Origin of the sequence: Nocardioides sp. BP30 (genome assembly GCF_029873215.1) — a bacterium.
In the GTDB taxonomy this organism is placed as follows: Bacteria; Actinomycetota; Actinomycetes; order Propionibacteriales; family Nocardioidaceae; genus Nocardioides.
In genome coordinates, this window is record NZ_CP123620.1 from 3,083,259 (window position 1) to 3,100,438 (window position 17,180).

Consider the following 17,180-nt stretch of genomic DNA (forward strand, 5'->3'; position numbering starts at 1 on the left):
GGAACCGACCGACCGACTCGCTGCGTCGTACTGTCAGACAGCGTTCAGGGAGGGGCGGGGATGCAGCACGAGCGGGAGTACGCCGCGTTCGTCGCCGAACGCTGGCCGACGCTGCTGCGCTCCGCCGTGTTCCTCGGCGCCACTCCGGACGAGGCCGAGGACCTGGTCCAGGTCACGCTGGTGCTCTGCTACCGCAAGTGGCACCTGGTCCGAACCGCCGAGAACCGGGACGGCTACGTGTACCGCATGCTGCTCAACGTGCTGCGCTCGGACCGCCGCTCAGCCTGGCACCGCATCCGCAGTCCCCGCGAGGCCACCGATCAGCCCGTGGCCGACACCACGGAGGCCACCGAGATCGCCGATGCTGTCCACCGGGCGCTCGCGACCCTGTCGAAGGAGCAGCGCGAGGTGGTCGTGCTGCGCTACTTCGTGCAGCTCAGCGAGGCTCAGACCGCGGCCGCGCTCGGCATTCCCGCGGGCACCGTGAAGAGCCGACTCGCCCGCTCCCTGGCGCAGCTGAGCGCCAACGACCATCTCGCCGACGTCACCGGAGGCAGGTCATGACGGACCTCGACGACCTGTGGGCCCGGTACCCGGTCCCGGACGCTCCCCTGGAGGACCTGCTCGCACGCGGGCGCCGCGAGACGCGGCTGCGGGCCGCGCGGCGCGAGGCGTCGGCGCGACGACGGCGTCTCGTCATCCGCCCACTGCTCGTCGCCGGGGTGGTCGCGGCAGTGGGCTCGGCGTACGCCGTGGGGGCGCACGGCGGCCTGTTCGGCGGACTCGGTGGCGCCGGTGGTGGGTCCGGCCAGGGTGCCGCTTCCAGCGCGCGGGACGGCGGCGCCGGCGCCGACGCGGGATTGCGTGCCAGCGCTTTCCAGGCCGACCTCCACCCCGCGACGTCGTGCGCCGCGCTGCTCGCCGACTACCGCAGCCGGGCCGCCGAGCAGGTGAGCGCCTACGGCCTGGAAGCATCGGTCCACGCTCTGGCCGCCGTCGGGGACGCTCTCGGGTCACCGCTGGCGAGCCTGCCGTCCCCGGCCGTCGCCGGACCCTCGGAGGGTGTGGCGAGCTCGGCCACCGGCACCAACGTCCAGGAGGCCGGTGTCGACGAGCCCGACGAGGTCAAGACGGACGGCTCGCTCCTGGTCCGGATCGCCGACGGCACCCTGACCACCTACGACGTGAGCGGCTCGGCGGTGAGCGTCGTGTCACACCTCCGGCTCCCCCGGCTGAGCGGCGGCCAGATCCTGCTCAGCGGCACGACCGTCGTCGCCGTGGGGCTGGACACCGAGCGGACGCGCGCCGCAGGCACCCGCGTCGAGACGGTCTCGATCGCCGATCCGCACCATCCGGCGCTGCTCTCGGACGTCCGCTACTCCGGCACCTCGGTCTCGGCACGCCAGCACGGCACGACGATCCGACTGGTGCTCACCCAAGGTGCGCCGAGCCTGCCGTTCGTCCACCCCCACGCCGGCCTGAGCACCGAGGAGGCGCTCACGCGCAACCGCGCGATCGTGGCGCGCTCGACCCTGGCCGACTGGCTGCCGACGTACGACAACGGGTCGGGCAGCCGCCGCCTCCTCGACTGCGCCGAGGTGGCACTGCCCCCGTCGGGTCTCGCACTCGGCACCGAGAGCGTCGTCGGGTTCGACGTGCGCACCCCGACAGCGGTCACGGCGATCGGCATCGCCGGACAGACCACCGTCGCGTATGAGTCGGCGGACCACCTGTATCTGGCCGCCGGTGGCGCAGGCTGCGGGCCGGGCTCGTGCGCGATCGCTCCCGGAGCGGCCGGACCCGTCCGATCCGCGGGCCCGTCCTCGGACGAGGGCGACACCACGACGATCTTCCAGTTCGACCTGTCCGGAACCGCAGCGACCCACGTCGCGACCGGTGAGCTGAAGGGCTTCCTCGCGGGTCGGTGGTCGATGGACGAGGCCGGCGGCATCCTCCGCGTCGCCGTGACCCACGACGGCGACAGCAAGCAGGCGAGCGCCGTCGTGACGCTCAGGCCGCTCGGCCGCGAGCTCGTCGAGCTGGGCCGGGTCGAGGGCCTGGGGGTGGGCGAGACGCTGACAGCGGCACGGTGGTTCGACGACCTGGCGATCGTCTCCACGGCGCGGCGGACCGACCCGGTCTACACCGTCGACCTCTCGGATCCCGCCCATCCCCGTATCGCCGGCGCGCTCCACCTCCCGGGCTACACGACCTACTTCCACCCGATCGGGGACGATCTGCTGCTCGGCGTCGGTCAGAGCGTCGCCTTCTCCGGTGCGAACGAGGATGACGAGAAGGCGCAGGTAGGGCTCTTCGACATCAGTGATCCCGGTGACGTACGGCGTCTGGACACGGCCGCCCTGCCGAGCTGGACATGGCCGCTCGCGAACGACGACCCGCGTGCCTTCACCTGGTCGAACGACCTGCACACGGCCTTCACCGCGTTCTCCACGCGCCACGGCGTGCTCCTGGGCGAATACCGCGTCGACGGCAGCACCATGACCAGCCGGACGGTCCGGGTGAGCACCGGCCACGACCCCGGTTCGGTCCGCACCCTCGAGCTGCCGGACCACCGCGTCCTGCTGGTCGCCGGGAGCCGGGTCTCGTTCCTGGACCTGTGACCGGCCGGGACCTGAGGCCCGGCGGATCGAGCAGGGTCAGCAGGACCGACGCGGCCTTCCGCGGCGCGCCGGCGCCGCTCTGAGCCCTGCTTCAAGCCTGCCCCAGCCTGCCTCAAGCCTCCCAGCGGACGACCCAGTACTGGACGCCGTAGGGAGCGACGTCGTGGTCGACGGCGACCGTTCGCGCCTCGGCCAGCAGTGCCGCGAGCTCCGGGAGGGCTGCGACGTCGGCCCAGAGCTCCTCGGCGAGGCGACGATCGACCGCGCCGAGCGCGGCCGCCGACGGCTCACGCAGGGCCGCGCCCAGGTCGCTGTCGAACGCCTCGGCGCGCGGATCCAGGAAGCCCGGGGCTCGCTCCGTGCGGCAGGCGCTGCCGTTCGCGACCACGAGAACGCTGCGCTCCTCACCCGTGTCGGCAGCGACCCGCGGCCGAGCCGCCAACGCGCTCGCCGCGACCCGCCGGCCCTGCTCGGTGCCGATGATCTCGACCTCCTCGCCGAGCCAGGAGACCGCCTCCAGCACCGCACGTCGCAGGTCGGCGACAGGGTCGTTCAACGAGGCGTACTCCGGCAGCAGCGCCAGGCACCCGGGCATCAGGACGATCCTCACTGGATCCCCCTGATCGACGAGGCCGGCCGGCGACGACCCGCGATCGTCCACGCCATGTCGACGGTCTGCCGGGTCTCCTCCACCTGGTGGACGCGATAGATGCGCGCCCCTGCCATCGCGCAGATCGCCGTCGCTGCCAGCGTGCCGAGCAGCCGTTCGCCGACGGGGCGGTCCAGGGCCTCGCCGACGAAGTCCTTGTTGGACAGCGAGACCAGCACCGGCCAGCCGGTCTCGACCATCTCGCCGAGCCGGCGGGTCACCTCCAGGGAGTGGAAGGTGTTCTTGCCGAAGTCGTGAGCCGGATCGATCACGATCGACTCCCGGGCGACCCCCGCATCGAGCGCGCGCCGGGCGTAGCCGAGCGTGTCCTCGAGGACGGCGCGCATCACGTCGTCGTACTCGATCCGGTAGGGCCTGGTGCGCGGCGTGACGCCACCGGTGTGGGTGCACACGATCCCGGCGTCGTACTGCGCCGCGACGTCGACCAGCTCCGGGTCCGCGCCGCCCCAGGCATCGTTGAGCACGTCGGCCCCGGCCTCGCACACCGCGGCGCCGACCTCCGCGCGCCAGGTGTCGACCGAGATCACCAGATCCGGATACTCCGCTCGCACCCGGGCGACGAAGTCCACCACCCTGGCCTTCTCCTCGGCCGCGCCGATCTCCACTCCGGGCGCCGCCTTGATCCCGCCGATGTCGACGATCTCGGCACCCTGCTCGGCGACGAGCCGGACGCGCTCGAACGCCGCGTCCTCGGCCCACGTCGCGCCCTTGTCGAAGAACGAGTCGGGGGTGCGGTTGACGATCGCCATCATCAGCGTCTCGTCGTCGCCGAAGACGTGTCGTCTCAGCCGCAGGGTCATCGGGCCTCCCGTGCCGGTGGTCGCTCGTGGGTGAGCACGTCGCGCGTGACCCGCTCCACCCCTGCCGGGCCGGGCAGGAACTGCTCGACGGGGATCAGGTCCCCCGGGACGCCCTCCCGTCGGCGCGCGACGGCGGCCAACAGTTGGGTCGACATGAGGCCGAGGTCGAACAGGTCCTGGTGCCGGTGCCCGCGCCGACCGAGGTCGACCTGCGCGATCGCATCGGCTCCGCGCTCGCCCAGGGTGTCGATGAGCGCGGCGATCTCCACGGCGTACCCGACCGGCACGGCGAGCGTCTCGAACAGGCTTCTGCGCACCGCCCACTCCCCCGCCAGTGGCTGTACGAGCCCGGCGAGCTGTGGATAGTGCATCGCGATCAGCGGCCTGGCGACCAGTTCGGTGACGCGACCGCCGTCGAGGCCGTGCTCGCCCGGGCGCCGGTAGAACCCCTTCACCAGCTCGATCTCGGGGCGGTTCAGCAGGGGGCCGAGCAGCCCCGGGACGAAGTGCGTGTCCCACTCGACCAGGTCCGCGTCCATGAACACGATCAGGTCCCCGCGGGTCACGAACAGCGACTTCCACATCGCCTCGCCCTTGCCCGGATAGGTGCCCAGCTCGGGCCTGATCGCACCCGCCGCGAACACCGCCGCCCCGGCCTCGGCGGCGACCCGCGCCGTGGCGTCGGTCGAGTCGGAGTCGATGACGACGATCTCGTCGACGAGCGCCGCCGTCTCCATCAGCGCCTCCCGCGCCCGCGAGACGATCCGCCCCACGGTGGCGGCCTCGTTCCGAGCCGGTACGACGAGGCTGACCCGGTGCTCGGCCTTCGCCGCCACCAGAGACTCGAGGGTCCACTCGCTCGCGGCGTGGGTGTTCCGCTCGAACCAGGACAGCACAGCGCGACCTTACTCAGCAGCGGCGAACCGGAGGTGACCGGGCGTTGAGTCGGGCCTGCGTCCGGGTTGAGTCGGGCCTGCGTCCGGGTTGAGTCGGGCCTGCGTCCACGTTCAGTCGGGCCTGCGTCCGGGTTGAGTCGGGCCTGCGACACCGGTCTGTACGCGGGGTCGGTGCAAAGACAAACGAAAGGCGTGGGCCAGTCCCAGCGTGGCCCGGTGTCTTGGCTGGGTTGAGTGCCTTCCCTACGGTTGCGTCGGGCCACCATGGCTGTGATCCAGTACGACGAGATCTCCGCCGAACGCGTTTGTTGAAAGAGGGTTGACCACACACATCCGACCACCTAGGCTTCGAACATGCGTTCGAACTGATCTCTCTCGGTGGTGGTCCTCATGCATCAGATCCAGGCGACACTCGCCACGATCGCTGCTGCCCTCGACCAGGCCACGGACGCGAACCCGGTCTTCCTGGGAACGAATGAGAAGAAGGAAGCGCTCGCCGCGCTGATGCGGTCCCGGACGCGGCTGGAGGAGCTGTACCTGCGCGTGGTCGCCTCCGCCGACGATGTGGCCGCCGAGGTCGGTGCCCGCGATGTCGCAGCCTGGCTGATCGCCCAGCACCGGGTCGAGAGTCCCGCCGCGCACGCCACGCTACGTCTCGCCCAGGAGTTGGAGGGTCGGCCGGTGGTCCGGGCAAGGCTCGCACAGGGTCGGTTCAGTCTCGAGCACGCCCGCGTCATCCTCCGTGGACTCGACGACCTGCCCGACGACCTACCCGCCGAGGTCCTCGCCCAGGCAGAGGTCACCCTGTGCGACCTCGCCGGTGAGCACCGGCCCAAGAACCTACGCCGCCTCACCACGCATCTGTTAGAGGTCATCGCCCCCGAGGTCGCCGAAGCCGCCGAAGCCGCAGCCATCGGCCGGTTAGAACAGGCCGCGAACGCGAAGGCCACGCTGTCGATCACCGACCAAGGCGACGGGACAACCCGCATCCACGGCATCGTCCCCGAAACGGTGGGGCACCGGTTGCGGACCTACCTGCAGGCCTACACCCAACCCCGCATCGCCGCCCTGGAAGCCGACGGCAGAGTCCAACCCCGCAGCCGGCTCCTCGCCCACGCCTTCGCCCAACTCCTGGAGAACACCGACCCCACCCGACTCCCCGCCCACGGCGGCGACGCCACCACCGTCATCGTCACCATGACCCTGGACCAGCTACAGGCCGACCTCGGTGCCGCGTGGCTCGACGACGGCACCCCCATCAGCACCGGCGAAACCCGCCGCCTCGCGTGCACCGCCGGGATCATCCCCGCCGTCCTCGGCGGCAACTCCGAACCCCTCGATCTGGGCCGCACCCGACGACTCTTCACCCCAACCCAGCGCAAAGCCCTCGCACTACGCGACAAACACTGCCGTGCAGAAGGCTGCACCGTCCCCACCGCCTGGTGCGACGCCCACCACGACCAACCCTGGAGCCACGGCGGCCACACCGACCTAGATCACGGATCCCTCCTCTGCGGCCACCACCACAGACGAGCCCACGACCCCACCTACCAAACCACCCGACTCCCCGACGGCCGCTACCGCTTCCAACACCGAACCCGGACCGCCCTCCGCCGGTGAGACCACCTCAGAACGGATACCGTTCGATCTCGCCCTGCATCGTCACCCACTGCACGTCGCAGAACGTGTCCAGGTTGACCGAGCCGCCGAAGTGTCCCCCGACCCCGGAAGCCTTCGCGCCGCCGAACGGGGCGACGGCCTCGTCGTCGACCGTCTGGTCGTTGATGTGGACCGCGCCGGACTTGATCCTCTCGGCGAGCTCGAAGGCCCGGAACGGGTTGGCGGTCAGGATGGCGACCGAGAGCCCGTACTCGGAGGCATTGATGATCTCGACCGCCTCCTCTAGGGTCTCGTAGCCCACCACCGGTGCGACCGGGCCGAAGATCTCCTGGTCGAAGGCCGGACTGTCCAGCGGTACGTCGGTCAGCACCGTCGGCCGGTAGAACAGCCCCTCGTGGGTGCCCCCCGCCAGGAGCGTCGCCCCGGCGGCGACGGTCTCCTCGACGATCGAGTGGACCCGCTTGAGCTGGTGCTCGTCGATGATGGGGCCGAGCGCGTTGTTCGGGTCGCTGGGGTCGCCGACAGGGATGTGACGGGCCTTCTCGGCGAGCTTGGCGGCGTACTCCTCGACCTTGTCCTTCGGCACGAGGTGTCGCCCGGTCGTCATGCAGATCTGTCCCTGGTGCAGGAACGATCCCCAGGCGCCGGCCGAGGCCGCGGCGTCGATGTCGGCGTCGGGCATGACCAGCAGCGCGTTGTTCCCGCCGAGCTCCAGGTGGACCTTCTTCAACAGCGGGCCGGCCGCCTCGCCGATCTTGCGGCCGGCGGCGGTGGACCCGGTGAACGAGAGGCACGGTACGTCGGGGTGCGCGACCAGCGCGGCACCGACGTCGGCCCCACCCGGCAGCACGTGCAGAAGCCCCTCGGGCAGTCCTGCCTCGGCGAGAAGGTCCGCCAGGGCGAGGCCGCCCGAGATCGACGTGCGCGGGTCCGGCTTGAGCACGACGGCATTGCCGAGGGCCAGCGCGGGCGCGACCGAACGCATCGAGAGGATCGCCGGGAAGTTGAACGGGCTGATGACCCCGACCACCCCGACCGGGACGTGGCGGCCGATCGAGACGCGCGGCTTCATGCTGCGCAACATCTGCCCGTACGGCTGCGCCGCCAGCGCGGCGGCGGCGCTGAGCTCGGAGGTGACCAGCATGGCCTCGAACCCGGCCTTGCCCTGGCCGGACCCCGCCTCGGGCACCAGCCATCGGATCAGCCGCTCGGGCTCCGCCTCCAGGAGCGCGGCTGCGCGCGTCATCACCGCTGCCCTCTCGGTGTAGGGCAGCGCCGCCCAGGCCGGCTGGGCGGCCTTGGCCGCGGCGACGGCCGCATCCAGGTCCGTGACGTCGGCGCGGCCGACGGTCGCGATCGGCGCCCCGGTGGCCGGTGCGATCACCTGCGCCGTGCCTCCGTTGCCCGTGACGAATCCGCCACTGAAGATCTTGCCGTCCCACCGATTGCTCATGGACTTTCCCTTCTCGAGGCCAGTTCCGCCAGTCAAGTCCGCTCGCCCGCCGGATACCAGGGCGAACTTCCGGTCAGCGAAATCGACCCGCGGATCTTGGTGACACGGGTCACACCATGCTTTACATTCTCCTCCCACACAGGTTTGCGCGGGTACGGTCGGAAAGGCAGGACATGGGATCGAGGATCTGGCGCTTGCGCGCCTCGCTGGTACACGCGATGTGCAGCCTCGGGGCACTCAGCGGCGTCGCTGTCTGCCACGACCAGGAGCGGCGCATCTTCGGTCCGACCTGCTGCTGCGCCAATCCCCTGGAGCGCTACCTCGATGCCGACCTCGACGTGGTTCTCGAGGAGTTCTTCGCCGTCTGAGCAGCCGCCGGGATCTGGTCGCAGGACGAGGAACTGGTAGGGTTGTACCCGTTGAAGGAGCGACCACGTGGTCGCTCCCCCGCGGTGACCATCACCCGGGCTCATCTTGTTGGTTCTTGGTATCACCGGCTCAGCTGGACATCAGGTGCAATCCGGATGTCTTCAGCTCCACCGCTCGCCTCACTCGAGGCGTCGATCATCACCAAGGAACAGACATGGCTCAGGGCACCGTGAAGTGGTTCAACGCCGAGAAGGGCTTCGGCTTCATCTCGCACGACGGCGGCGACGACGTGTTCGTGCACTTCTCCGCCATCCAGACGCAGGGCTACAAGAGCCTGGACGAGGGTCAGAACGTCGAGTTCGACATCACCCAGGGCCAGCGCGGCCTGCAGGCGGAGAACGTCCGCGCGATCTGATCTTCGCGCATCACCGGCCAAGCGCCCCGGACCTCTCACGAGGACCGGGGCGCTTCGTCGTCATGGGGGCCGGCTTCGAGGAAGCCCCGCTTCCAGGAGGGCCGCCCTCGAAGGGTCCCGGGGAAAACGAAACCGCCGGGCTCCGAAGAGCCCGGCGGTCATGGGTCGAGGACCCTGTCGGTGGAGCTGAGGGGACTCGAACCCCTGACCCTCTGCATGCCATGCAGATGCGCTACCAGCTGCGCCACAGCCCCGTGTTCAGTTGAAGCCGACGATCTCCGCCGCAGCGACCATCGTCCGGTGGAGCTGAGGGGACTCGAACCCCTGACCCTCTGCATGCCATGCAGATGCGCTACCAGCTGCGCCACAGCCCCGGAACCGCCCGGAATCACACCCGGCGACGAAGATGAACGTTAGCGGAGAGAGGAGCCGTTCAGGAAATCGGGGTCACCCGGTTGTACGCCGCCAGCCGCCACGGCGCGCCCCCGGACCACGTCCCGGGCTCGTCGACGAGCTCGATCCAGCCGCAGTTGTCCAGCGGCCCGAGCGTGCGGACCTGCTCCAGCGGCCAGCCGAGGAAGCGCAGCATGCCGCAGCGCATCGCGGCACCGTGCGAGACGAGCACGGCGGTCTCGCCGTCGCGCAGCTTCGCGGTCGCATCACCGAGCACGGCCGTCATCCGCTCGGCGGTCGCGGCGTCACTCTCGCCCCCGTGGTCGCCGTAGTCCCACGGCCCGTTGCCGAACCGATCCGCTGCCTCGGCGTGCGTCAGGCCCTGGAAGTCGCCCACGTGCACCTCGCGCAGGCGGGCGTCCAGGACCACCTCGGCCCCGCACGCCGCCGCGACGTACTGTGCCGTGACCTTGGCGCGGGTGAGGTCGGAGGACCACACCGCCGTCGGCCCATACGCCGCCAACGCCGCCGCGGCCGCCTTGGCCTGCAGCACACCCGTCTCGGTCAGGTCGGTGTCGGCCTGTCCCTGAAAGCGCCGCTCGGCGTTCCAGGCGGTCAGGCCGTGCCGCAGCACGACCAGTCGTCTTCCCAACGCTGCGCCTAGCGCTGGTGGGAGATGACGTCGGCCGGCAGCTGGATCGTCGGGCAGTCCCGCCAGAGCCGCTCGAGGGCGTAGAACTGACGCTCCTCCTCGTGCTGGACGTGCACCACCACGTCGCCGTAGTCGAGCAGGACCCAGCGGCCCTCGCGCTCGCCCTCGCGTCGGATCGGCTTGGCGCCGTGCTCGCGCAGCTTCTCCTCGACCTCGTCGACGATGGACTGCACCTGCCGCTCGTTGCCGGCAGAGGCGAGCACGAAGGCATCGGTGATCGCGAGCTGGTCGCTGACGTCGAACGCGATGATCTGGGAGGCGAGCTTGTCGGACGCCGCGCGGGCGGCGACGACGACGAGCTCGAGTGCGTAGTCGGTGGCGGTCATGGGCCCTTCCGATCGGGCTGGGGTTTGGCTGGATAGAGGTCGTGCTTGGCGATGTACTGCACCACGCCGTCGGGAACGAGGTACCACACCGGCTCTCCGCGACGGTGCCGCTCGCGGCAGTCGGTCGAGGAGATCGCCAGTGCCGGGATCTCGATCATGGTGACCCGGTCGGACGGGATCTTGGTCAGGGTCTCCTCGTCCATGGTGTACCCGGGACGGGTACAGCCCACGAACTGGGCCAACGCGAACAGCTCCTCGACGTTGCGCCAGGTGAAGATCTCCGCGAGCGCGTCGGCTCCCGTGATGAAGAACAGCTCCGTGTCGGGCATGGAGTCGCGCAGGTCGCGCAGGGTGTCGATGGTGTACGTCGGGCCCGACCGGTCGATGTCGACCCGGCTGACGGTGAACCGCGGGTTGGCCGCCGTGGCGATCACCGTCATGAGGTAGCGGTGCTCGGCCGGGCTGACCTCGCGGTCGGACTTCTGCCACGGGTCACCGGTCGGCACGAAGATGACCTCGTCGAGGTCGAACCACGCCTGCACCTCGGAGGCGGCCACCAGGTGGCCGTGGTGGATCGGGTCGAAGGTGCCGCCCATGACTCCGACGCGTCGGGGGCCGGCGGGCAGCGACGCGTCCCCCTGGGCCGGCCCGTCGGCGCGCGGGAGGTCGGTCACCGGGCGGCCAGCCGACTCAGGAGTGCTCGCGACCCGAGCCGAAGATCAGCAGCGCGCCCATCGCGCCGAACAGGATCACCAGGGCGATGAGGCCGATGATCCAGTGGTTGACCTTCTCGTGGTGCTCGCCGGCCTCGGCGGCCAGGCGCAGGACAGTGCTCGACATGGGCGACACCCTATCCGAGGCCGGGCCCGGGTCGCTCAGCGGACCTGGCCGTCACCGGTGACGACGTACTTGGTGGAGGTCATCTCCGGCAGGCCCATCGGACCCCGGGCGTGCAGCTTCTGGGTGGAGATGCCGATCTCGGCGCCGAAGCCGAACTCGCCGCCGTCGGTGAACCGGGTGGAGGCGTTGACCATCACCGCGGCCGCATCGACGGCCGCGGTGAACCGCCGCGCGGCGCCGAGGTCCTCGGTGACGATGGCCTCCGTGTGCTGGCTCGACCAGCGCCGGATGTGGCCGATGGCCGCCTCGAGCGAGGGTACGACGGCCGCCGCGATGTCGAGCGAGAGGTACTCCGATGCCCAGTCCTCGTCGGTGGCGGGCGTGACCCCGTCGAAGCCGCAGAAGGTCTCGTCGCCGTGGATCGCCACCCCTTCGGCCTGCAGCGCCGCGACCACCCGGGGCAGGAACTCCTCGGCGATGTCGGCGTGGACCAGCAGTGACTCGGCACTGTTGCAGACGCTGGTCCGGTGGGTCTTGGAGTTGAGCACGATGGCCAGAGCCTTGTCCTGGTCGGCCGCCCTGTCCACGTAGACGTGCACGTTGCCCACGCCGGTCTCGATGACCGGCACGATCGACTCCTCGACGACGGTACGGATCAGGCCGGCACCACCGCGCGGGATCAGCACGTCGACCAGACCGCGAGCGCGCATCAGCGCCTTGACCGAGTCCCGGCTCTCCCCCGGCACGAGCTGGACGGCGTCGGCCGGGAGGCCACCGGCCACCGCCGCATCGCGCAGCACCGCCACGATCGAGGCGTTGGAGGCCCTCGCGCTGGACGAACCGCGCAGGAGCACGGCGTTGCCGGACTTGACGCAGATGCCGGCCGCGTCGGCGGTGACATTGGGACGGGCCTCGTAGATGATCCCGACGACGCCGAAGGGCACCCGCACCTGACGCAGCTCCAGCCCGTTGGCGAGCGTCAACCCGCGCACCACCTCTCCGACCGGGTCGGGCAGGCCGGCCACGTCGCGCAACCCCTGCGCCATGCCCGCCAGCCGCTCGGGGGTCAGCCGCAGGCGGTCGATGATGTTGGCCGGCGTGCCGCCCTCCTCGGCCCGGGCCACGTCGTCCGCGTTGGCTGCCAGCACCTCCTCGGCGCGGGCGAGCAGCGCGTCGGCCATCGCCTGCAGCGCCGCGTCCTTCACGGCGCGGGTGGCCAGCGCCAGCTCGTAGCTGGCCTCGCGCGCCCGCAGTGCGACCTCGCGGATGTCCTGCTCGGAGCTCATGGAGCACAGGGTACGACGTGCCAGTCCTCGGCCTCGGCGATCGTCAGCAGGTGATCGTGTGCCCGGGCGGCCACCGGGTTCGCCGCTCGGCGCCCGGCGAGCTCGACCAAGGCCACCAGGTCGGCGGCGCGGGCCAGGTCGAGGGTCGCGTCACGCTCGCCACCGCGGACCGCGAGATAGCCCGCGAGCACGCCCTCGACCCAGGCCGCGCGACGGTCGAAGCGCAGCAGGTTGCCCAGGTCCGCGTACGGCGACCCGGCGTGGGCGAACTCCCAGTCCAGGACGGCGGCGACCTCGAGCGACGCGGGCTCCAGCAGGACGTTCTTCGGGTTGAGGTCGCCGTGGACGAGGCTGGTGCGTCCGACGCCGTCGAGGAGGTCCTGGGCACGCAGGGCCAGCGTGCGAAGCCTGTCCAGCGTCCCGGCGTCCCAGTCGAGTGACGCGGCGTGCGTCTCGACCCAGGCCGGCAGGTCAGCCGCCTCGGACTCGAACGGTGCCACCCTCAGCTCGGCGTCGACGAACCGTCCGGCACGCGTCTGCGGCATCCCCGCCAGCGTGCCGGCGATCCGTCCGAGCCGCTCTCCGGCATCGGCGAGGCGGGAGGGGTCGAGCTCCGGCAGGACCAGATCGGCCCGGGTGGCGACGACGTACTCGGTGATGAGCAGGGCCGGCGCGCCGGCGCGGGCGTGCCTCACCTCCAGCACGCGCGGCACGGGGACCAGACCTCGGACCAGCTGCAGCAGCGCGGCGTTGACCTCGGCGGCGAACGGCGCGTGGCGCGGACCCGCGAAGATCCGCACCACGCTGCGTTCGCTGGGAGACTCCGCCAGGAAGGTCTCGCCGGACCAGCCGCCCTCGAGCGGGGTGAGCCCTGTCAGCTCCACGACCGGTTCGAACCTGTCCCGATGAGGGTCAGTTCCAGGGCTTCGGCGGCCAGCCGTAGTCCTCGCGGCCGGTCTCGGTGTGCGTGGCGTTGGTCGTCCACATGTGGTTGAACTGGCCGAGGTAGGCCTTGTAGAAGGCGGCGCCGGTCAGCTGCAGGGTCACCTCGTCGTTGGAGAAGGAGATGCCCGACCAGTTCTCCGAGCCGGCGAAGACGATGTCCTGGTTGACGCCGTTGTACTTGCCGCTGATCAGCATCCACTTCAGGTGGGAGTACAGCCGCGGACCCCAGACCTGCTTCGAGCCGTCGGTGGCCAGCTTCTCGCCGTAGTTCCAGGCGGCGTCGCGCAGCGGCACCCCTGCAGCGCGCAGGATGCTGACGGTCTGCCCACCGGGCTCGGTCAGGATGGCCTCGACGTTGCAGCCGGCGTGCTTGAGCGCCGCGACCTTCCGCGCGATCGGCACCGACCGGTTGCCGAACCAGGCGTACATGATGATCCGGATGACGGTGTGGCCCTTGCCGTCGCCGTGCGCGGCACTGGTGCTGCAGCTGACGTTGTTGAGGCGCGCCAGGACCGGGTCGCCGGCCTTCTTCTTTTTCTTCTTCCGCGCGCTGATCGTGGTGACCTTGTCCTTGGTCGCGATCGGCTGCGACGTCGCGGCGGTGTTGAGCCGGTGCCAGGTCACGTCGAGCTGCTTCGACTTGTAGAGGATCGTCCGCTTCTTGACCGGCTTGTCCTTCTTGTACTGGTTGAAGACCTTCACCCAGGTGTCGAAGAGCTTGGTGTTGCCCATGATCGAGAAGACGTCGTTCCACTGACCCGCGGCCGCACCGCTGGTCAGGTTGCCCGAGCTCTCGATCATCAGGTCCTTGGCGCCGCCGGTGGCGCTGAAGGAGTAGATCTTGGCGTGCTCGTTGCCGCCACCCTTGCCGCGGCAGGAACCCCGGCAGATGTGGAAGAAGCTGGACTTCTTGGTGTTCTTGCCGAGCCGCCTCTGCAGCCACAGCTCGTTCGGCGTAACCACGTTGTGGTTCACCACCACCTGCACGTTGACGTGCTTCTTCTTGTGCGCCTGGTAGAGCGCCTTGGTGATGTCCTCGCGGTCGAAGGAGTACGTCGAGAAGCGGATCGTGCTGTTCGGCTTCGCGTGCTTGACCGCCTTGAGGATGCGGGTGTTGACGACGTACTTCTGCTTCTGCGACCCGAGCGGGTTGTTGAAGGCCGGCCCCAGGTCGGGCATCCACGGCTTCTTGACCACCGGCGGCGTGGGTGTCGTGGTGGGGGTCGCGCTCGGCGATGCGCTCGCCGTCGTGGTCGGCGTGCTCCCGGGCGCCCCGTCGGCCTGCATGGGCAGCGCGACGACCGCCGCTGCCATCAGCGTCGCCATCGCCGCGGTGGCACCTGCCACCGTCCATCGTCGAGCCAGCACCGGCCCTCCCCCTCTAGATCCGAGAATTCCCGGTGACTGTACCTGTGACTGCTGTGATTTGCGGGTTTCAGAGCCACGTCCCCGGGATATTCACAGGTACGGCCCAGACGGCTGCACGACACAGCGGGCCGCCGGAGGTCCGGCGGCCCGCTGTGTCGACTTCTCAGCCCTTGCGCTGGTTGATCTCCTGGGTCAGCGCCGGGAGGACGGTGTGCAGGTCGCCCACGACGCCGAAGTCGACGAGCTCGAAGATCGGCGCCTCCTCGTCCTTGTTGACCGCCACGATGGTCTTGGAGGTCTGCATGCCCGCGCGGTGCTGGATCGCACCGGAGATGCCGTTGGCCACGTACAGCTGCGGGGAGACGACCTTGCCGGTCTGGCCGACCTGGAAGGAATGCGGCTTCCAGCCGGAGTCGACGGCGGCACGCGAGGCACCCACTGCGGCCCCCAGGGCGTCGGCCAGGTTCTCCACCGGCTCGAAGTTGCCCCCGGTGCCGCGACCACCCGAGACCACGATCGCGGCCTCGGTCAGCTCCGGGCGGCCGGTCGCCTGCCGCGGCTGGGTCGCCACGATCTGGGCGGTCTTGGCGGCGTCCGAGATCGTCACGGCGACGTTCTCCACCGCCCCGGCGCCGGCCGACTCCTCCGGCGCGGCCGAGTTCGGCTTGACCGTGATGATCGGCGTGCCCCGGGTGACCTTGGCCTGCACGGTGTAGTTGCCGGCGAAGACCGACTGAGTGGTCGTGACTCCCCCGTCCCCGCCGTCGACATCGACCGCGTCCGTGATCAGACCGGACTCCAGCTTGATCGCCAACCGGCCCGCGACCTCCTTGTTCTCCGCGGAGGAGGCCAGCAGGATCGCTGCCAGGTCCTTGCCCGAGGCCACCTGCTGCAGCGCCTCGGCCTTGGGGGCCACCAGGTAACCCTTGATCTCGGCGTCGTCGATCGCGTAGACCTTCTCGGCGCCGTACTTCTTCACCGCCTCGGCGACGGTCTCGACCTGCGCGGCCGGGCCGACGAAGACGGCCGAGGGCGTGCCCAGTCGTTTGGCGATGGTGAGCAGCTCGAAGGTCGGCTTCTTCACTGCGACGTTGCCCTGCTCGTCAGGCACAGCGTCGACGAGGACCAGAACCTCAGACATGTCCAATTCTCCCTATCTCGCCGGTGCTCAGATGAACTTCTTCGAGGCGAGGAAGTCGGCCAGCGCCTTGGCGCCCGAGCCGTCCTCGTCCTTGACGATCTCGCCGGCGGTGCGCGGCGGGCGGGCAGCGGTGTCCTCGACAGCGGTCCACGCGGCCGCCAGGCCGAGCTGGCCGCCGTCGACGCCCAGGTCGCCCAGGCTCCAGGTCTCCAGCGGCTTCTTCTTCGCCGCCATGATGCCCTTGAACGAGGGGTAGCGCGCCTCCCCCGACTGGTCGGTGACCGACAGCACCAGCGGCATGGTGCCGCCGACGACCTCCGTCGCGGTGTCGGTGTCGCGCTTGATCCGGACCTGGTCACCCTGGGTCTCGACCACCGAGGCGAGCGTGACCTGCGGGACGCCGAGACGCTCGGCCAGCATGGCCGGGACCACCGAGCCGGAGGCGTCGGTGGAGGCCAGGCCGCACACGACCAGGTCCGGCACCGAGCCGCCGCCGGCCTTCTTGATCGCCTCGGCCAGCACCAGCGAGGTGCCGACATAGTCCGAGCCGGCGATGGCGTCGTCGAGGACGTGGATGGCCTTGTCGGCGCCCATCTGCAGCGCCTTGCGGACCGCATCCACGGCCTTCTCGGGGCCCACCGTCAACGCGGTGACCTCGATCTCCTCATCGGCGCGCTTCTCCTTGATCTGCAGCGCCTGCTCGACGGCGTACTCGTCGAGCTCGGACAGCAGGCCGTCGACGTCGACGCGGTCGACGGTGTTGTCAGCCTCGAAGCGGCGGTCGGCCGTCGCGTCGGGCACGTACTTCACACAGACAACAATGTTCATGGTGTGCGGCCGGAGCGGCCCCTCCTGTGATGGTCGTAGGACGACGCCGATGTTACCGGCGGGTATGCACCTGTTCACGGCGCCCCGCAGTGCAGAATGTCACACGCCTCCTCGCTCTGGCAGTGCGGGAGGTCACACCGGCGTCATCGGACGCGTTCGCGTCAGCGTCCGGGGCGCAGGATCCGGTCCAGGATCCGGCCCACCACGAGCCAGGCGAGCGCGCCCAGGCCCCAGTTGAACAACGCATCCTTGATGGCGGCGTTGTGGCCGGTGAACTGCTTGATGCCGTTGTAGCGGTCGAACAGACCCAGATCGACCGCGTCCGCCACCTTCAGCACGAACTTCACCAGCGCGTTGTCCCCGTTCGCCTTGACCGCAATCAGCAGGGCGCCGAGGGCCAGGAACAGTGCGGCGAGCACGGCCAGCGTCCAGACGACCTGGGCCAGCACGGTGCGGGCGCGGGCGATGCCCGTCGCGGCGGTCTTGGTCTCGGCCAT

19 protein-coding genes and 2 tRNA genes are annotated in these 17,180 nt (G+C 70.3%); 5 read left to right on the forward strand and 16 right to left on the reverse strand.

The window, feature by feature from the left end; genetic code table 11:
- Positions 1-60: 60 nt before the first annotated feature.
- Both P5P86_RS14555 and P5P86_RS14560 read left to right on the forward strand, forming a co-directional pair.
- Entirely contained in the window at positions 61-564 is a 504-nt protein-coding gene (locus P5P86_RS14555) for a SigE family RNA polymerase sigma factor (protein ID WP_280608169.1), read from the forward strand.
- Positions 561-2,621, forward strand: coding sequence for a beta-propeller domain-containing protein (locus P5P86_RS14560; RefSeq protein ID WP_280608170.1), 2,061 nt, complete (start codon positions 561-563; stop codon positions 2,619-2,621). Before P5P86_RS14555 ends, P5P86_RS14560 begins: the two co-directional genes overlap by 4 nt.
- A 112-nt stretch (positions 2,622-2,733) precedes the next feature.
- Here P5P86_RS14560 and P5P86_RS14565 read toward each other — a convergent pair whose 3' ends face one another.
- Genes P5P86_RS14565 through P5P86_RS14575 form a run of 3 tightly spaced genes read right to left on the reverse strand, consistent with a single transcriptional unit; the run spans position 2,734 to position 4,987 of the window.
- Positions 2,734-3,231 carry a class III extradiol ring-cleavage dioxygenase family protein gene (locus tag P5P86_RS14565; protein ID WP_280608171.1) on the reverse strand — a complete coding sequence of 166 codons (498 nt, stop codon included), beginning with the start codon at positions 3,229-3,231 and terminating at the stop codon, positions 2,734-2,736.
- Positions 3,228-4,091 carry a dihydropteroate synthase gene (gene folP, locus P5P86_RS14570; protein WP_280608172.1) on the reverse strand — a complete coding sequence of 288 codons (864 nt, stop codon included), beginning with the start codon at positions 4,089-4,091 and terminating at the stop codon, positions 3,228-3,230. Before folP ends, P5P86_RS14565 begins: the two co-directional genes overlap by 4 nt.
- Positions 4,088-4,987: a glucosyl-3-phosphoglycerate synthase gene (locus P5P86_RS14575; protein WP_280608173.1), complete on the reverse strand. Its 900-nt coding sequence runs from the start codon at positions 4,985-4,987 to the stop codon at positions 4,088-4,090. Before P5P86_RS14575 ends, folP begins: the two co-directional genes overlap by 4 nt.
- Positions 4,988-5,377: 390 nt before the next feature.
- On the opposite strand from P5P86_RS14575, the gene P5P86_RS14580 reads away from it, so the two are divergent.
- Entirely contained in the window at positions 5,378-6,607 is a 1,230-nt protein-coding gene (locus P5P86_RS14580) for an HNH endonuclease signature motif containing protein (RefSeq protein ID WP_280608174.1), read from the forward strand.
- A 7-nt stretch (positions 6,608-6,614) separates the two neighbouring features.
- Here the strand turns inward: P5P86_RS14580 and P5P86_RS14585 are convergent, their stop codons facing one another.
- Positions 6,615-8,060: an aldehyde dehydrogenase family protein gene (locus P5P86_RS14585; RefSeq protein WP_280608175.1), complete on the reverse strand. Its 1,446-nt coding sequence runs from the start codon at positions 8,058-8,060 to the stop codon at positions 6,615-6,617.
- Between the two features lie 194 nt (positions 8,061-8,254).
- On the opposite strand from P5P86_RS14585, the gene P5P86_RS14590 reads away from it, so the two are divergent.
- Together P5P86_RS14590 and P5P86_RS14595 are read left to right on the forward strand one after the other, a co-directional pair.
- Positions 8,255-8,428 carry a hypothetical protein gene (locus P5P86_RS14590; RefSeq protein ID WP_280608176.1) on the forward strand — a complete coding sequence of 58 codons (174 nt, stop codon included), beginning with the start codon at positions 8,255-8,257 and terminating at the stop codon, positions 8,426-8,428.
- A gap of 215 nt (positions 8,429-8,643) precedes the next feature.
- Positions 8,644-8,844, forward strand: a complete 201-nt coding sequence (locus tag P5P86_RS14595; protein WP_280608177.1) for a cold-shock protein — start codon at positions 8,644-8,646, stop codon at positions 8,842-8,844.
- 181 nt (positions 8,845-9,025) lie between these two features.
- On the opposite strand, the gene P5P86_RS14600 is transcribed toward P5P86_RS14595, so the two are convergent.
- The 12 genes from P5P86_RS14600 to P5P86_RS14655 all read right to left on the reverse strand — a co-directional run bounded on the left by P5P86_RS14600 (position 9,026) and on the right by P5P86_RS14655 (position 17,180).
- Positions 9,026-9,098 (reverse strand) — tRNA-Ala (locus P5P86_RS14600).
- 47 nt (positions 9,099-9,145) lie between these two features.
- Positions 9,146-9,218: transfer RNA gene (locus tag P5P86_RS14605), tRNA-Ala, on the reverse strand.
- A gap of 59 nt (positions 9,219-9,277) precedes the next feature.
- A complete protein-coding gene (locus P5P86_RS14610; RefSeq protein ID WP_280608178.1) occupies positions 9,278-9,889 on the reverse strand; it encodes a histidine phosphatase family protein in 612 nt (203 codons plus the stop codon).
- 8 nt (positions 9,890-9,897) lie between these two features.
- Complete coding sequence (rsfS, locus tag P5P86_RS14615) at positions 9,898-10,275, reverse strand: ribosome silencing factor (protein ID WP_280608179.1); 378 nt, start codon at positions 10,273-10,275, stop codon at positions 9,898-9,900.
- Positions 10,272-10,871, reverse strand: coding sequence for a nicotinate-nucleotide adenylyltransferase (gene nadD, locus P5P86_RS14620; protein WP_280611265.1), 600 nt, complete (start codon positions 10,869-10,871; stop codon positions 10,272-10,274). Before nadD ends, rsfS begins: the two co-directional genes overlap by 4 nt.
- A 94-nt stretch (positions 10,872-10,965) precedes the next feature.
- Positions 10,966-11,115: a hypothetical protein gene (locus P5P86_RS14625; RefSeq protein ID WP_280608180.1), complete on the reverse strand. Its 150-nt coding sequence runs from the start codon at positions 11,113-11,115 to the stop codon at positions 10,966-10,968.
- Positions 11,116-11,150: 35 nt separating this feature from the next.
- Positions 11,151-12,401 (reverse strand): glutamate-5-semialdehyde dehydrogenase, encoded by a 1,251-nt coding sequence (locus P5P86_RS14630; RefSeq protein WP_280608181.1) that lies wholly within the window; start codon positions 12,399-12,401, stop codon positions 11,151-11,153.
- Complete coding sequence (locus P5P86_RS14635) at positions 12,398-13,285, reverse strand: phosphotransferase family protein (protein ID WP_280608182.1); 888 nt, start codon at positions 13,283-13,285, stop codon at positions 12,398-12,400. Before P5P86_RS14635 ends, P5P86_RS14630 begins: the two co-directional genes overlap by 4 nt.
- Positions 13,286-13,313: 28 nt before the next feature.
- Complete coding sequence (locus P5P86_RS14640) at positions 13,314-14,693, reverse strand: phospholipase D-like domain-containing protein (protein WP_280608183.1); 1,380 nt, start codon at positions 14,691-14,693, stop codon at positions 13,314-13,316.
- A gap of 184 nt (positions 14,694-14,877) precedes the next feature.
- Entirely contained in the window at positions 14,878-15,855 is a 978-nt protein-coding gene (locus P5P86_RS14645) for an electron transfer flavoprotein subunit alpha/FixB family protein (protein WP_280608184.1), read from the reverse strand.
- Positions 15,856-15,882: 27 nt separating this feature from the next.
- Positions 15,883-16,665, reverse strand: coding sequence for an electron transfer flavoprotein subunit beta/FixA family protein (locus tag P5P86_RS14650; protein WP_280608185.1), 783 nt, complete (start codon positions 16,663-16,665; stop codon positions 15,883-15,885).
- Between the two features lie 179 nt (positions 16,666-16,844).
- A complete protein-coding gene (locus P5P86_RS14655) occupies positions 16,845-17,180 on the reverse strand; it encodes a hypothetical protein (RefSeq protein ID WP_280608186.1) in 336 nt (111 codons plus the stop codon).

Bases quoted from the DNA above. Each gene is read 5' to 3' on its own strand.
- P5P86_RS14555 (WP_280608169.1), top strand. From the start codon at position 61: ATGCAGCACGAGCGGGAGTACGCCGCGTTCGTCGCCGAACGCTGGCCG.
- P5P86_RS14560 (WP_280608170.1), top strand. From the start codon at position 561: ATGACGGACCTCGACGACCTGTGGGCCCGGTACCCGGTCCCGGACGCT.
- folP (WP_280608172.1), bottom strand. From the start codon at position 4,091: ATGACCCTGCGGCTGAGACGACACGTCTTCGGCGACGACGAGACGCTG.
- P5P86_RS14580 (WP_280608174.1), top strand. From the start codon at position 5,378: ATGCATCAGATCCAGGCGACACTCGCCACGATCGCTGCTGCCCTCGAC.
- P5P86_RS14585 (WP_280608175.1), bottom strand. From the start codon at position 8,060: ATGAGCAATCGGTGGGACGGCAAGATCTTCAGTGGCGGATTCGTCACG.
- P5P86_RS14595 (WP_280608177.1), top strand. From the start codon at position 8,644: ATGGCTCAGGGCACCGTGAAGTGGTTCAACGCCGAGAAGGGCTTCGGC.
- rsfS (WP_280608179.1), bottom strand. From the start codon at position 10,275: ATGACCGCCACCGACTACGCACTCGAGCTCGTCGTCGTCGCCGCCCGC.
- nadD (WP_280611265.1), bottom strand. From the start codon at position 10,871: ATGGGCGGCACCTTCGACCCGATCCACCACGGCCACCTGGTGGCCGCC.
- P5P86_RS14625 (WP_280608180.1), bottom strand. From the start codon at position 11,115: ATGTCGAGCACTGTCCTGCGCCTGGCCGCCGAGGCCGGCGAGCACCAC.
- P5P86_RS14630 (WP_280608181.1), bottom strand. From the start codon at position 12,401: ATGAGCTCCGAGCAGGACATCCGCGAGGTCGCACTGCGGGCGCGCGAG.
- P5P86_RS14645 (WP_280608184.1), bottom strand. From the start codon at position 15,855: ATGTCTGAGGTTCTGGTCCTCGTCGACGCTGTGCCTGACGAGCAGGGC.
- P5P86_RS14655 (WP_280608186.1), bottom strand. From the start codon at position 17,180: ATGGCCGAGACCAAGACCGCCGCGACGGGCATCGCCCGCGCCCGCACC.